Below are 13,921 nucleotides of genomic sequence, written 5' to 3'. Positions count from 1 at the left end.
AACGGGTGTCCCATCGAAGAAATTCAACTGGTGATGCAGTCAAGTTACTCGACGGGAGGGGTAGTTCAGCGGCCTTCGATCATCTTCGAGCACACCTCGGTGGTCGCCGCCCGCAGTCGAGGTACCGAAATGCTGGACAACGGCCCACCCTCGATGCGCAGCGGCTGAATGGCGATGGTCGTGGCGATCATCGTCCGCACCCGCAACGACCGCGCGGCCTGTTGCGCTGCCGCGGACCGCTTGTTGGCCGGTGTCTCCGCAACCGGGAAGTAGTCGAACGCGCGCCGGATGTGCCGGTCCTCGTACTCCTTCGTCAGAAGGCGAGTCCCGGGGGTGGCGCCGCCGGCCATCTGCAGAAACAGCATCCGCGCCGCGTTCGGGTGTTGAGCCGTCCAATCCCACACGGCGTCGATGACGCTCTTGAACGTCTCGGCGTCGGCCTCGGCGTCGTCCGGCCGGGCCTGCTGAGCGGCGGCGGAGCTGGCGTCCATCGCATACCCGAGGGCGCTCTCGAACAGCTCTTCCTTGCTGGCGAAGTGGTAGTAGACGGCGGTCGGGACCATGCCCGCCGCCTCGGCGATCTCCTGAATCGACGTTTCTGCGAACCCTTTACGCGAGAACACGCGGACAGCGGCTTTGACGATGAGGTGCCGGCGCGACGGCCGGTGGGCGGAGCCCTTCGGCGCCGCGGGCTCGGCGGGCGTCGCGACGTCGCTCTCGTCGTCGTCCGGGTCGGCAGGACCCGACGAGACCGCAACGACCGGATCGTCGTCGGCTGCGGGCAGCGAATCCCAGCCGGAGAGTGTTTCTCCGGTCGGCTCCTCGAGTTCTCCAGCGCTTCGTCGTGGCACGGACCCCAAGTTACTCGCTGGTGTACGTCGCGACACCTGAAAAGAGCGGCGGGTGTCATGATCTAGTGCATGGCAGGCAAGGGAGTGGCGCCGAGACGCACTGCGGCGACCCCGACGAGCAAGGGTGGGAAGCGAGCCGCGCATCGCCCGTCGCGGCGTGAGGTCGTGGTCGACGCGGCCATGCACCTGTACTCGGTCCGGTCCATCGAGGACGTCACGGTTGCCGACATCGCCGCCGAGGCACAGATGACCTCTGCCGCCGTCTACTACCACTACCCGTCGAAAGACGAGGTTCTGCTCGGCGGGCTGCGGCTCTATGCGGACGGGTTGCTCGACGAGCTTCGTGCGGAGGTCGAGAACGATGCGGACGCTTCTCTGGGCGACATCATCGTTCGATTGCTGGAGTGGACGGACCAGCATCGCGCCGCGTCGCTCGTGTACTTCGTGCGCTCGCCGGGATGGAGCCTGTCGATCGAGTCCCTTCGCCGGGAAGTGCGTCTGACGATGCTCAACGTCTTCACCGCCGAGTTGCGCACCCGGAGCGGCATCACGACTCGGGCCAAACAAGCTGCCGCCGCGACTGCGCTGTCGAGTCTGCTCGAGGTCTCGGTGTCGTCCTGGCTCACCGAGGACACCGTCCTTGCCAATCTCGGCCGCCGGAGGTTCTCCGAAGAAGTGCGGGGACTGGCCGCTGACATCTCCAGTCTGTGACACATACTGCTGAAGCCGAACACCACTAAGTCGCCACCGGCAGACCGCCGAACAGCGACTTTGTAGAAGTATCTTTAGACCGACGACAGTTTGTGGTTGACTTGGCTCCATGCTCAACCAGTCGCGCGCCCGGTCCATCGACCTCGACAACCCGTTCGCGCCGCTGACCGGATTGTGCGAACTGGTACTGGTCCGTCACGGTGAGCAGGCGCTGAGCAAGGAACTCAGTGCCGGTGAGACCGTGGACCCACCGTTGTCCGACCTCGGCGAACGCCAGGTGCAAGCTGTGGCGCAGCGATTGGCCACCTCTCGGGTCGACGCCGTCTACAGCTCGCCGCTCCGTCGTGCACTCCGCACCGGAACGGAGATCGCCGATCGACACGGACTCGTCCCCGTGGTGCGGGACGACCTCACCGAGTACGAGCCCTGGCAGAAGTTCCCCGCCGACCGCAGTCCGTTCGACGCCCTGCCGCACGACGAGATCGCCACGATCTTTCGCGAGCACATCAGGACGCGCCGATACGACGCGTTCCCCTACGCCGAGGACGGGGCGGAGTTCCGCGCCCGTGTGCTCGGGCAGATCGCCGCGATCGTCGACGCTCATCCCGGCGAGCGGGTGGTGGTGACCTGTCACGGCGGCGTCATCAACGCCGTGCTCGCCGACGCTCTGGGCAGCGGTCTGGACATGCCGGTTCGAGTCCACCACACCTCGATCAGCGTGGTCCGAGGTGCGGACACGCGCCGAGCGGTCCAGTCGGTCAACGATTTCTCTCATGTACTCGACTTCCAGACGTCCGTCGGAGCCATGAATCTCTAAGTCCTGCAGTTGAACACCGATCAAGGAGTCTTCAGATGGATCTCGATCTCAAAGGCAAGCGCGCCATCGTCAGTGGTGCCAGTCGCGGCATCGGCCTCGCGATCGCCCGCACGCTGCTCGTCGAAGGCGCGTCGGTCGGTGTGTGCGCTCGCGGTGAGGAGCACCTGAACGAGGTGGCCGCCGAACTGTCCGAACTCGGAACGGTTTTCCACAAGTCGGTCGACGTCGGCGACGCCGACGCCGTGAAGTCGTTCGTCGACGCCGCCGCCGAGGCTCTCGGTGGCATCGACATCGTCGTGGTCAACGCCTCCGCCGCTACCGGCAAGGGCCCGCAGGCGTGGCTGAACAGCTTCAACGTCGACCTCATGAGCCTGGTCAACTTCATCGAATCGGCCGCCCCCCATCTCGAGGCCAGTACCTCGGCATCCGTGGTCACCATCAGCACCACGTCTGCGCTCGAAGCCGGTCCGATCACCACCGCCAACAGCTACGGCGCACTCAAAGCTGCTGTACTGCAACACTCGTCGGCGCAGGCTCGTGCACTCGGGCCCAAGGGTATTCGAGTGAACGCCGTGTCGCCCGGCCCCATCTTCTTCGAGGGTGGCGCCTGGGAGACCATCCAGACGAGTCGTCCCGCACTGTACGAGGCCGCGCTGGAGTCGGCGTCGCTGGGCAAACTCGGTGCCGCACAGGACGTCGCGAACGCAGTGACGTTCCTGTCCTCGCCCGCCGCGGGACACGTCACCGGCATCAACATGGTGGTCGACGGCGGCTTCACCAACCGCTTCGATTTCTGAGTCCCGACATGACATCCGAAGTGGCCGGCTCAGCCGACCTGGTGATCCTCGGCGGCGGATCGGGCGGCTACGCCTGCGCGTTGCGGGCTGCGCAACTGGGCATGTCGGTGATCCTGATCGAGGCCGACAAACTCGGTGGTACCTGCCTGCACAACGGATGCATTCCGACCAAGGCGCTCCTGCACGCGGCCGAAATCGCCGATTCCGTCCGCGAGGCTCCGACTTTCGGCATCAAGGCGACCCTCGACGGTATCGACATGAGCGCGGTGAACAGCTACAAGGACGACGTGATCGCCGGCCTGTACCGCGGGTTGCAAGGCCTCGTCGCCTCCCGCGAGATCGAGCTCGTCGCCGGGCGTGGCCGCGTCGTCGGTGACCGCACCGTCGAGGTCGAACTCGCCGACGGTGGTGTCGCCACCTATCGCGGCGAAGCGCTCGTCCTCGCGACCGGCTCGCAGTCGAAATCATTGCCGAGCCTCGACATCGGTGGTTCGGTCGTGACCAGCGACCGAGCCCTGGAACTCGACACCGTCCCGGACAGCGTCATCGTCCTCGGCGGCGGAGTGATCGGGTGCGAGTTCGCGAGCGTCTGGTCATCGCTGGGCGCACAGGTGACCATCGTCGAGGCGGCGCCCACGCTGCTGCCGACCGAGGACCCGTGGACGTCGAAACAGATCGAACGGGCGTTCCGCAAACGCGGGATGGTGCTGAAGACAAAGACGTCGTTCAGCGCCGTCTCCGAACGAGCAGGCGGAGGAGTGCACGTCGAACTCGCAGACGGATCCACCATCGACGCCGACCTCATGCTGGTGGCCGTCGGCCGTGGACCGCGGACCGTGGACATGGGCTTCGCCGAAGCGGGCGTCGACCTCGATCGCGGGTTCGTGGTCACCGACGAGTGGTTGCAGACATCCGTGCCGGGCGTGTTCGCCGTCGGCGACATCGTGGCGGGCCCACAGCTTGCCCACCGCGGCTTCGCTCAGGGCATCCTCGTGGCCGAGCAACTCGCCGGGCTGGACTGCACACCCGTGGTGGACAAAGGAATTCCGCGAGTCACGTACTCCAACCCCGAGGTCGCGTCCGTCGGGTTGACGGAGAGCGAAGCGGCAGCGGAGTACGGCGACGTCGAGACCGTGATCTACGACCTCGGCGGCAACGGCAAGAGCCGCATCCTCCGCACGGCCGGGGGTGTCAAGCTTGTCCAGGCCGGCCCGGACGGACCGGTGGTGGGCATCCACCTCGTCGGCGCTCGCGTCGGAGAGCTCATCGGGGAAGCGCAGCTCATCTACAACTGGGAAGCGACCGCAGGTGACGTCGCCCAGCATGTGCACGCGCACCCCACTCAGGCGGAGGCGTTGGGCGAAGCGCACCTGGCCCTGGCCGGCAAAGCGCTGCACGCGCACGGCTGATCACCGAACGAGACTGATCGCTGAGAAGAGGATTGGATGGCGGGACCTGCAGGCCGGCTCGACGCGGTCGTGGTGTGCGGCGGGCAGTGGCACGATTTCGATTACGCTCGGCTGCAACTGCTTTCGGCTCTGGGTGAGCACGAACAGGTCCGCACCAGAGTGTTCGAGGACTACGACTGCCTCGACGCCCTCGACTCGGCCGATCTGCTGGTCACCTACACCTGCAATCGGGTGCCGACCGGCGAGCAGCAGAAAGCGTTGGCAGCGTTCGTCTCTCGCGGTGGCCGGTGGCTGGCATTGCACGGCACCAACTCGGCGATCGACCGGACTCCGCCCGGATCGCCGAGCAAGTACGTGACTCCGCGGACTTTGGGTGAGCTGGCCGGTGTGCTGGGAAGCCAGTTCCTCGGGCACCCGCCGATCGCCCCGTACACGGTCGAGGTCACCGAACCCGAGCACCCGTTCGTCGTCGGCATCGACCCGTTCGAGGTCACCGACGAGCTCTACGTCAGCGAACTCCATCCGCCGGTTCACGTGCTGGCCCACACTCGCTTCGTCGGTGAGTCCACAGGATTCGCCGAGGGACACACCACCGAGGACGAGCCGCGGCCGGTGTTGTACTTGAAGGACCACGGCGACGGAACGGTCTGCTACTTCACGTTGGGGCACTGCCGGGGCCGGTTCGACGTTCAGGATCTCGGCATCGACGATCTGGGTCGAGTCGACCGGGGGAGCTGGACCGTTCCTGAGTTCCGTACCGTCTTCGAGCGGTGCCTGTCGTGGGCCGTCACCGGAGAGATGACGGCCCACCACTGAGCTCGTTCAGATGATGAACTCGGTCAGATGATGTCGACGGTGTCGAGAACCTTCTCGGCGTAGGCCGAGTCGCCTTCGACCGTCACGTGCTTGCGCCATTGGCTGCGGGTGGTACCCCACAGGACGAAATCGGTAGCGGCCGAGGTGATCACCGTGTCGGCGGCCGACAGTCCGGGATCGACGGTGAGCAACTCCAAGCCCGGCCGCAGGGTCCACTCGCCACCGCCGGCGCCGGTGAGTCGCACCCCCAGCGGGCGGTCCAGTACCCCGCTCACCGGAGTGCACATCTGCGGTAACCCGGTCCACATCCACTCGACGGCGGTACGCACCAGATCGTCTTCCGGGTCGGGTACCTCCCGGGTGACCGGTCCCTCCGATCCGAGCAGGTCGACGTACATGTGACACCACATGTCGAAAGCGAACGCGTCCGAAAGCTGATGCGTGCGATAGGTTCCGAGGTCGGTCAGCGTCATCGGTGCCGACGCCAGCTCGGTCTGCTGCATCGCTTCCAGAACCCCCATCGCACCGTCGATGTTGGCGAGGAACTCGTCGGCGACCTGCGAGCTGGACCAATCCCGGCGCGCGTCGACCAATTGGTTCTGCAGCTCCTCGGCGGTGCTGGGTGCAGGTGCCGACGGATCGGCGGGCGGCGGATCGACCATGACCGCGAAGTTCGAACCTGTATGCGCAACCAGATCTTTCACCGACCAGCCCGCGCAACGGCTGGGAGCCGACCATTCGTCCGCAGTGAGGCTGCGGACCACGGACCCGTATCGGTCGGCCAGTTCACGACTGGCCGACAATCCTGCTCGAGTCATAAGGCTTCCTTCGTGACAGAGGGGTGGTGCATCAGTAGTTCGCAGTTCCACCGTCGACGCTGAGAATCGCGCTGGTAATACCGGCGCCGGCGTCGGACGCGAGGAGCATCGCCATCGCGGCGACTTCTTCGATCGTGTTGGGTCGCTTGAGCGCCGACTCCTCGGCGAACAACGCCACCATCTCGTCGAAGGACATCCCCATGGCCTTGGCCGTGGCGGGGCCGTTGTCCTTGATGATGTCGGTGATCACGAGTCCGGGGCAGATGGAGTTGACGGTGATGCCCTCGGTACCGACCTCGCGGGCGATGGACTTGGTCATGCCGTTGATGGCGTGCTTCGCGGCCACATAGGCGGTGAACACGGGCTTGCCGTGCTTGCCTTCCACCGACGAGATGTTGATGATGCGGCCGGACTTGTTGGGCAGCATGTGCTGGAGGGCCCGGCGGGTGGCCCAGAAGTTCGAGTTCAGATTCCAGTTCATCACCAGAGTCCATTCCTCGTCGCTGAGGTTGGCCGTGGGTTGGAGATCCTTGGCTCCGCCGGCGTTGTTCACCAGCACGTCGATGCGCCCGAACGTGGCGACCGTCTGCTCGATGAAGTCCTCCACATCGGACTGCACGGTGACGTCTCCGGGGAAGAAGGCAGCGCGATCACCGGCCCCGAACTGTGCAAGAGCTTTCTCGCCTTTGTCCTTCGAGCGCCCGTTGAGGGACACCTTCGCCCCTTCGGCCAACGCCGCTTCGGCGATGCCGCGTCCGATTCCCTGGGTTCCGCCCGTGACGGCAACAACCTTGTCTTGCAATTTCATTGATCTTCTCCCATACCGATTCGCTCAGGACCAGAGACAAGTAACTTGTCATCGTCTACAGTCTTGCATGTAGAGTGGCTCAAGTCACAGTAAATCTGCAGACGGAATCAAAAAACTACCCACGAGGTGCAGTCGCCGATGTCAGAGACGAGAAGTGCAATGTCCGAGCAGCGTTGGTTGGTCGACACCGATCCGAGTCCTCGTCTGCCCGTGTACACGCGGCTCAACGCGAGCGACGTGCTGTCGGACCCGATCACGCCCCTCGGCGCGGATCTGGGGTGGATTCAGAACATTCTTCCCGGATGGAACTTCGGCTACGCCAGCCTGGGCAGCTACTCGCTCGCCGAGAAGCCCGACGTCGCGGCCTCGTCCGGAATCTTCTACGGACACCTCTACATCAACCTGTCGATGTCTCGTCTCGTCGGCATCCGTGGCGGTCTGCCGGTGGAACTCGTCGATCAGCTCTTCTATGGCGGAGACCCGAACATCCCGGCTTACGTCGGCCATCCAGACGACGAGAATGCCGAGGCCGGCCGCCGGCTGGAGGCCCGCAACGCGTGGGCGCTGTCCACCGAGACGTTCCCGGAACTCGAAGAAGACCGGACTCTCGCCGACCGCTTGCGCGCCGAACGTCCCGACCTGTCCGTACTGACGCCGGCCGCGCTCGTCGCGCGAGCCCGGTCGGTGATGCCGCTCGAGCGCGTCGCGTGGCGCGGTGAGGTGATCGCCACCAACTGCGCCGCGGTGGGTCCCGCCGTTCTGGGCCAGCTGCTGGGCGCGGAGAACCAAGATCTCATCGTCACCCTGGTCGGTGCGGCCGGTGACGTGGACTCGGCGCTGCCGTCGTATGCGTTGTGGGAGCTCGGCCGCTTGGTCCGGGCCGACGAGAAGCTGATGGCGGCATTCGATTCCGGAGTTGCCGGCGTCGGTGAGCGGATCGCCGGAATCGACCCGAAGTTCGATGCCACCCTCGACCGGTTCCTCCTCGACTACGGATACCGCGGGCCCAACGAATGGGACCTCGGGTCCGTCTCGTGGGAGACCCGGCCCGAGCTCGTCCTCGGCCTCATCGACCGGCTGCGGCTCCAAGACGACTCGGCCGCGCCCGACGCACGGCTGTCCGATCATGCGTCGGCCGGAGCCGACGCTCTGGCCGCGGCGAAGAAGATCGTCGGCGACGACGAGGCGGGGCAGGCGACGCTCGCAGCGGCGTTGGCGTCCGCCCGCAGGTTCGCCGCATGGCGTGAGCGCGCCAAGACCAACTGCATCAAGGTGCTGCACGAGGCGCGTGTTCCGCTGGTGGAGCTCGGTCGCCGGCTGTACGCCGATGGTCACCTCGATTCGGCCGACCACGTGTTCATGGCGGTCGACGACGAACTCGACGCGCTGGCGAGTGCCCCCGAGTCGATGAGAATCACTCTGGCGCAACGACACCGCGACTGGCGCGAGCTGTTCGGCCTGGAACTTCCCACCTTCCTCGACACCCGCGAACCGATCCCGGCCCTGTCGACGCTGGGCCGCACGGGTCGGTCGGCCGTCGCCGCCGTGAAGGTCGGCGACGTCCTCCAGGGCTCCGGCGCCTCACCCGGAATCACGCAGGGCCGCACTCGCGTGATCACGTCGATGGCCGAATTGGACTCGTTCGAGGTCGGCGACATTCTTGTTGCACCGCAAACCGATCCGTCGTGGACACCGTTGTTCATGGTTTCCGGTGGCGCCATCACCGACGTCGGTGCGATGGGGTCGCACGCGATGATCGTGAGCCGCGAACTCGGCATCGCTTGCGCGGCCGGTGTTCAGGCCGCGACCCGCCGCATACCGAACGGCACGCTCGTCGAGATCGACGGATCCAAGGGCACGGTCACCATCCTGGAACTGCCGTGAGCACCGGGGTCATCACCACCACACGGGCCGTCTATCTCGCGAAGCGCCCGGGTGGTGATCCCGGACCGGAGCACTTCGAGGTTCGGGACCTTCCGATTCCCGAACGCACAGTCGATCAGGTCCTCGTGCGCAATCTGTTCATGAGTGTCGACCCGTCGATGCGGGGACGGCTGGCAACGTCGGAGATGCACTACACCACCAACTTTCAGGTGGACGCACCGCTCGACGGGTCCGCACTCGGTGTGGTGGTCGAGGGCACCGAGGACGTGCCCACGGGTTCCTACGTGCGTCATCGCCTGGGCTGGCGCGAGCACGCGGTGGTCGACACCGCTGCGGCCACCGTGATCGAGCCGCGGGGGATCGACCTGCACCACTGGCTCGGGGTGCTCGGTCAGACGGGCTTCACTGCGTACGTCGGACTGGTGCGCGCGGGCGAATTACGCACCGGCGACACCGTGTTCGTCTCCGCGGCGGCCGGGGCGGTCGGTAGTGCGGCGGGCCAGCTCGCCAGGTTGCTCGGCGCCTCGCGGGTGGTCGGTAGCGCCGGCGGGCCGGACAAGGCGGCGCTGCTCACGGACCGGTTCGGTTTCGACGCGGCTATCGATTACCGCGCGCGGCCTATCGGTGCCGCGCTGCGGGACGAGGCACCCGACGGCATCGACCTCTACTTCGACAACGTCGGTGGCGACCATCTGGTCGCGGCACTGGCGTCACTGAACCAGCGTGGCCGGGTGGCGCTGTGCGGCATGATCTCCAACGGAGGTCCGGACAGCCCGCCCATGGATCACCTGATGAACGCCATACTCAAGCGAATCACACTGCAGGGCTTCATCGTCCGCGACCACGAGGATCTGCGGCCCGAGTTCGAGGACCGCGTCGCCGGCTGGCTGGCATCCGGGGAGTTGATCGCCGAGTCCACCATCCACGACGGACTCGACAACGCGGTCGACGCGTTCCTGTCCATGCTCGGCGGCGGGAACGTCGGCAAGATGCTGGTCCGTCTGTCCTGAAAACTGCGGTCAGCGCAAATGTGCTGTGTCGTTGACTGATTCGATGACGAAGCGCCCCGACCGCAGCACCGCGATGCGGCTCATCGACGTGTATCCGGGGTTGAAGAAGAACGGTGACGGCGCCTGCAGGATGTCGGACAACAGCGTGTTGATGGCGCCGCCGTGCGACGCCACCACCGTCAGTTGACCCGGTGCCCGCCGCGTGGCGTCGAGAATCGCCGCGCGCATCCGCTGCGCCACTTCGGCTTTGTCGTACTTCGGAACGAAATCCTCGAACCGGCCCTCGGCGAAGGCTCGTCCCTGTGGTGTGTCGGCGATGGCTTCGGGGGTGGCGTAACTGGTTCGATCGCTGTCCCATTCCCGGAACCGCTCGTCGACGGCGACGTCGAGTCCCTGTGGTTCCGCCGCCAGTAGGGCGGTCTGGTGGGCTCGCTTGTAGTGACTCGACAACACCTGCGTCACCGGTTCGCTGCGCAGCCACGCGCCGAGGCGCCGCGCTTGATCCGTGCCGGTGTCCCCGAGCCCTGGATCGGCGGCGCCCTCCTCGCCCGGCAGACCGTGCCGCACCAGAATCACCCGGCTAGCTGCGGCGAGCGTGTCACCCGTCATGCGACTACGACGGTGCCGCGCAGGTGTGCGGTGTCGTTGATCGAATCGACGACGATCACACCGGAGTCCAACTTCCGCACGCGCGCGACCGAGGTGTAGGCGGGGTTGTGCCAGAACGTCTTCGGCATCTCGAGGATGTCGGCGACCACTGCGTTGATGATGCCGCCGTGCGCTACCGCCACGACGCGTCCGGAGGGGTACCGGTCGAAGACCTGATCCAGAGCCGACCGTGCGCGGGCGCGAAACTTCGGCAGATCGAGGGCGGGAACGTACTCCTCGAACCGGCCGTCGGCCACCGCGCGCAGCCGAGCATCGTCGGGTGCCATGTCCTCGACGGCCATGTAGTCCTCGGGGCTGATGTCGTCGTCCCACTCGCGCAGGTCCTCGATCACCAGATCGAGTTCCCGATCCATCCCTGCCGCAAGCTCTTCCGCCGTCTGCCGGGCCCGAACGAGGGGACTGGCGACGATCGCATCGATCTGCTCGTGTCGCAGCCACGTCGCGAGTTTGCGGGCATCCGCGATGCCTTCGGGGGCCAACCCCGGATTGCGCACTCGGGAGACCGGTTGGCCGTGCCGGACCAGTAGAACCTCGATCATGACTACCTTTCGGCGAAGTGAAGTGCGGAGTATGGGAGCTAGCCGGCGATGGTGCGTTCGGTACTCCAATACGGAGCGCGCATGGCCTTCTTGTCGAGCTTGCCCATGGCGTTGCGGCTCAGTTCTTCGACCACGACGTAGTTCTTCGGGCATTTGTAGGAGGCCATCGAGTCCTTCGCGAAGCGGGCGAGTTCGTCCACGTCCAGCGAGGTGTCGGGCCGCGCCACCACCAGTGCCAGCAGGGCTTCGCCGAGGTCGTCGTCCGGCACGCCGATCACCGCGACTTCCGCGACGGCCGGGTACGTCGACAGAACGCGCTCGCTCTCTGCGGGATACAGGTTCACGCCTCCGGAGACCACCATGTCGGCCACTCGATCGGTGATGAACACGTACCCGTCGTCGTCCACGTACCCGACGTCGCCCAGGGTTGCGACTCCCGGCAAAATGTAAGCCGCAGCGGTCTTTTCGGGATCGGCGTGGAAGACGACGCTGCGCTCGGGCGGGGTTCGGAAGCCGAGCACACCCACCTCACCGCGGCCGAGTTCGCCGCCGTCGGATCCGACGACCACGGCTTCGAACGGGGGGACCGCTCGGCCGACCGACCGGGGGTGCTCGAGCCACTCCGTCGAGTCGATCTTGCACACCGACCCGATTTCGCTGCCGCCGTAAGACTCGACGAGCACCGGACCGAACCAGTCGATCATCGAACGCTTCACGTCCTGGGGACACGCCGAACCGGTGTGCGCGACGTACTCCAGAGACGAGACGTCGTGGCGGGAGCGGACGCCATCGTCGAGTCCCAGCAGGCGCTGGAAGTGCGTGGGAACCATCAGTGTCGACGTGACCCGGTGACCCGAGATCAGCTCCAACGTGCGTTCGGCGTCGAAGCGGCCCATCACCACCACGGGCTGACCGGAGAGCAGATGGCGTATCGCGGTGAGCGGGCCGTTGTGTTGCAGCGGTCCGACGACGAGGTGGACGCCGGCGGGATAGCCCGACCGCGCGGACACCGCGTCGACGAAGTCCGCGGCGGTCTCGGCGGGAGCGGGCAACCAGCGCACCTGCGTGCCGCGAGCACGTCCGGTGGTGCCGGAGGTGTAGACGAGGGGCGGACGAGCCGGACGCTCGGTCGCCGGCACCGACGCGGGCAGGTCTCGGTCGGTCGCGACGAACTCGGACCAGTCGACGCCGCCGAACGCGTCGGCGTTGTGGACGATCACCGCGCGGAGACCGACCTTGCGACCCGCTTCGAAGGACGAGATCAGACCCGAGGGGCCCGTCACCACGGCCACGGAACCGGAATCGAGCAGCTGGTCGGCCATTTCGTCGGGCTTGAGCTGCCGGGAGACGGCCACCGTGCCGACGCCCCGCCGGATGCCGGCAACGTGCGTCAGGAGGGTCTCGGCGGTGTTCTCGCCGATCACGGCGATGCGTTCGTCGGAGTTCGGTGCGATGTGGATGAGTCGTTCGCCCAGGGCGTCGAGGGTGGTGGCGACATCGGTCCAGGTCATCGCTCTGCGGTCGTCCACCAGAGCCAGGCCGTGCGGGTCGGCCGTCGCTCGCTCCCTTATTCGGTCGAGCATGGCTCACTCCTTCAACGGTTCGGTCCTCGAATGTGCAACAGTAACTTTATAGTGATTCTACTTACATTCAGCTACTGTAGTAGCCATACTGTAGAAGACGTAAACAAAGTCCCCAGCGCGATGGATCGCTGCATCGTTCGGACCAGAGAAGAGGTGTACGTGGTGACTTCGACCGCGACCGACCCAACCCGTGAGGCCGTCGAGCCCATCGGATCCAACGATCCGACACCGAGCCGGGAGATCCTGCTGGATCTGCATCGGCGCATGGTTCGGATCAGGCAGTTCGAGACCGAGGCCGGCCGGCTGATGGAAGGCGGCAAGCTTCCAGGGTTCCTGCACCTGTACGTCGGCCAGGAAGCCGTCGCAGCCGGGGCGATGAGCAACCTGCGGGACACCGATCAGATCTCCTCGACACACCGCGGACACGGTCACGCCGTCGCCAAGGGTGCCCAGTTCCGCCAGATGTTCGCCGAACTCTTCGGCCGCGTCGACGGATACTGCAAGGGCCGCGGTGGCTCGATGCACATCAACGACCTCTCCATCGGCATGCTCGGCGCGAACGGCATCGTCGGCGGCGGTATCCCGATCGCCGTCGGCGCCGCATTCGCCGCCAAGTACCGCGGCGAGGACTCCGTCGCCATCCCGTTCTTCGGGGACGGGGCCAGCAACATCGGCGCGTTCCACGAGGCCGCGAACATGGCCGGCATTCTCGAACTTCCGGTCGTATTCGTCTGCGAGAACAACGGATACGCGGAATTCACCGCTCTGCGGGATCACATGAAGCTCGAGAACGTCGCCGATCGCGCACCGGCCTACGGATTTCCCAGTGAGATCTGCGACGGCATGGATGCGATCGCGGTGCGCGCAGCCGTCGGGCGTGCGGTCGAACGGGCCCGCAACGGCGGTGGTCCCACTCTGGTCGAGGCCAAGACCTACCGCTACTACGACCACCAGGGCGTGAAGGGTCTGCGCAAGACCTACCGCACCCAGGAAGAGGTCGAGGCGTGGAAAGAGCGCGACGCCATCAAACTCCTCGAAGCACGGGCCGTGTCCGAAGGCCTGGTGACCGAATCCGAGTTCGCCACCGTCTGGGCAGAAGTGGACGCGGACATCGCAGAATCCGTGAGCTTCGCCGAGGCCAGTCCCTTCCCGGACGTGGCCGACTTCGCCCTCAACGTCTACAGCGACTGAAGAACCGAAAAGGCTGAA

The 13,921-nt window shown here is 66.0% G+C and carries 14 protein-coding genes; 8 read left to right on the top strand and 6 right to left on the bottom strand.

Translation table 11 applies throughout. The features are described 5' to 3' along the window. Positions 1 to 65 precede the first annotated feature (65 nt). Positions 66 to 851, bottom strand: coding sequence for a TetR/AcrR family transcriptional regulator (locus tag ASG64_RS06555; RefSeq protein WP_056071268.1), 786 nt, complete (start codon positions 849 to 851; stop codon positions 66 to 68). Positions 852 to 920: 69 nt separating this feature from the next. Here ASG64_RS06555 and ASG64_RS06550 point away from each other — a divergent pair, with 69 nt between their 5' ends. From ASG64_RS06550 to ASG64_RS06530, 5 genes are all read left to right on the top strand, one after another. Continuing rightward, the gene (locus ASG64_RS06550) at positions 921 to 1,562 is read left to right on the top strand and encodes a TetR/AcrR family transcriptional regulator (RefSeq protein WP_056071265.1); all 642 of its coding nucleotides are present in this window, start codon (positions 921 to 923) and stop codon (positions 1,560 to 1,562) included. 109 nt (positions 1,563 to 1,671) lie between these two features. Then, positions 1,672 to 2,379 carry a histidine phosphatase family protein gene (locus ASG64_RS06545; RefSeq protein ID WP_056071264.1) on the top strand — a complete coding sequence of 236 codons (708 nt, stop codon included), beginning with the start codon at positions 1,672 to 1,674 and terminating at the stop codon, positions 2,377 to 2,379. A 35-nt stretch (positions 2,380 to 2,414) separates the two neighbouring features. After that, entirely contained in the window at positions 2,415 to 3,176 is a 762-nt protein-coding gene (locus ASG64_RS06540; RefSeq protein ID WP_056071261.1) for an SDR family NAD(P)-dependent oxidoreductase, read from the top strand. A gap of 8 nt (positions 3,177 to 3,184) precedes the next feature. Next, positions 3,185 to 4,585 carry a dihydrolipoyl dehydrogenase gene (gene lpdA / locus ASG64_RS06535; protein WP_056071259.1) on the top strand — a complete coding sequence of 467 codons (1,401 nt, stop codon included), beginning with the start codon at positions 3,185 to 3,187 and terminating at the stop codon, positions 4,583 to 4,585. Positions 4,586 to 4,621: 36 nt separating this feature from the next. Next, positions 4,622 to 5,401 (top strand): ThuA domain-containing protein, encoded by a 780-nt coding sequence (locus ASG64_RS06530; RefSeq protein WP_056071256.1) that lies wholly within the window; start codon positions 4,622 to 4,624, stop codon positions 5,399 to 5,401. 23 nt (positions 5,402 to 5,424) lie between these two features. Here ASG64_RS06530 and ASG64_RS06525 read toward each other — a convergent pair whose 3' ends face one another. Both ASG64_RS06525 and ASG64_RS06520 read right to left on the bottom strand, forming a co-directional pair. Beyond that, positions 5,425 to 6,219, bottom strand: a complete 795-nt coding sequence (locus ASG64_RS06525) for a maleylpyruvate isomerase family mycothiol-dependent enzyme (RefSeq protein WP_056071253.1) — start codon at positions 6,217 to 6,219, stop codon at positions 5,425 to 5,427. 31 nt (positions 6,220 to 6,250) lie between these two features. Then, positions 6,251 to 7,027: an SDR family NAD(P)-dependent oxidoreductase gene (locus tag ASG64_RS06520; RefSeq protein ID WP_056071249.1), complete on the bottom strand. Its 777-nt coding sequence runs from the start codon at positions 7,025 to 7,027 to the stop codon at positions 6,251 to 6,253. A 159-nt stretch (positions 7,028 to 7,186) separates the two neighbouring features. Here ASG64_RS06520 and ASG64_RS06515 point away from each other — a divergent pair, with 159 nt between their 5' ends. Both ASG64_RS06515 and ASG64_RS06510 read left to right on the top strand, forming a co-directional pair. Next, positions 7,187 to 8,911: a PEP-utilizing enzyme gene (locus tag ASG64_RS06515; RefSeq protein ID WP_056071246.1), complete on the top strand. Its 1,725-nt coding sequence runs from the start codon at positions 7,187 to 7,189 to the stop codon at positions 8,909 to 8,911. Continuing rightward, entirely contained in the window at positions 8,908 to 9,921 is a 1,014-nt protein-coding gene (locus ASG64_RS06510; protein WP_235579509.1) for an NADP-dependent oxidoreductase, read from the top strand. Before ASG64_RS06515 ends, ASG64_RS06510 begins: the two co-directional genes overlap by 4 nt. Positions 9,922 to 9,930: 9 nt before the next feature. Here the strand turns inward: ASG64_RS06510 and ASG64_RS06505 are convergent, their stop codons facing one another. Genes ASG64_RS06505 through ASG64_RS06495 form a run of 3 tightly spaced genes read right to left on the bottom strand, consistent with a single transcriptional unit; the run spans position 9,931 to position 12,712 of the window. Further along, positions 9,931 to 10,530, bottom strand: coding sequence for a histidine phosphatase family protein (locus tag ASG64_RS06505; RefSeq protein ID WP_056071243.1), 600 nt, complete (start codon positions 10,528 to 10,530; stop codon positions 9,931 to 9,933). Then, on the bottom strand, positions 10,527 to 11,129 hold the full coding sequence (locus tag ASG64_RS06500) for a histidine phosphatase family protein (protein WP_056071240.1): 603 nt from the start codon (positions 11,127 to 11,129) through the stop codon (positions 10,527 to 10,529). Before ASG64_RS06500 ends, ASG64_RS06505 begins: the two co-directional genes overlap by 4 nt. Before the next feature lie 38 nt (positions 11,130 to 11,167). Continuing rightward, positions 11,168 to 12,712 carry an AMP-binding protein gene (locus ASG64_RS06495; RefSeq protein ID WP_056071236.1) on the bottom strand — a complete coding sequence of 515 codons (1,545 nt, stop codon included), beginning with the start codon at positions 12,710 to 12,712 and terminating at the stop codon, positions 11,168 to 11,170. A 162-nt stretch (positions 12,713 to 12,874) separates the two neighbouring features. Between ASG64_RS06495 and ASG64_RS21860 the strand changes: the two genes are divergently transcribed. After that, a complete protein-coding gene (locus ASG64_RS21860) occupies positions 12,875 to 13,903 on the top strand; it encodes a thiamine pyrophosphate-dependent dehydrogenase E1 component subunit alpha (RefSeq protein WP_235579508.1) in 1,029 nt (342 codons plus the stop codon). Positions 13,904 to 13,921 lie beyond the last annotated feature (18 nt).

Source organism: Rhodococcus sp. Leaf247, assembly GCF_001426185.1.
In the GTDB taxonomy this organism is placed as follows: Bacteria; Actinomycetota; Actinomycetes; order Mycobacteriales; family Mycobacteriaceae; genus Rhodococcoides.
Note: the sequence above shows the minus strand (reverse complement) of the source record. Positions and strands in the feature narration are given on the sequence as shown.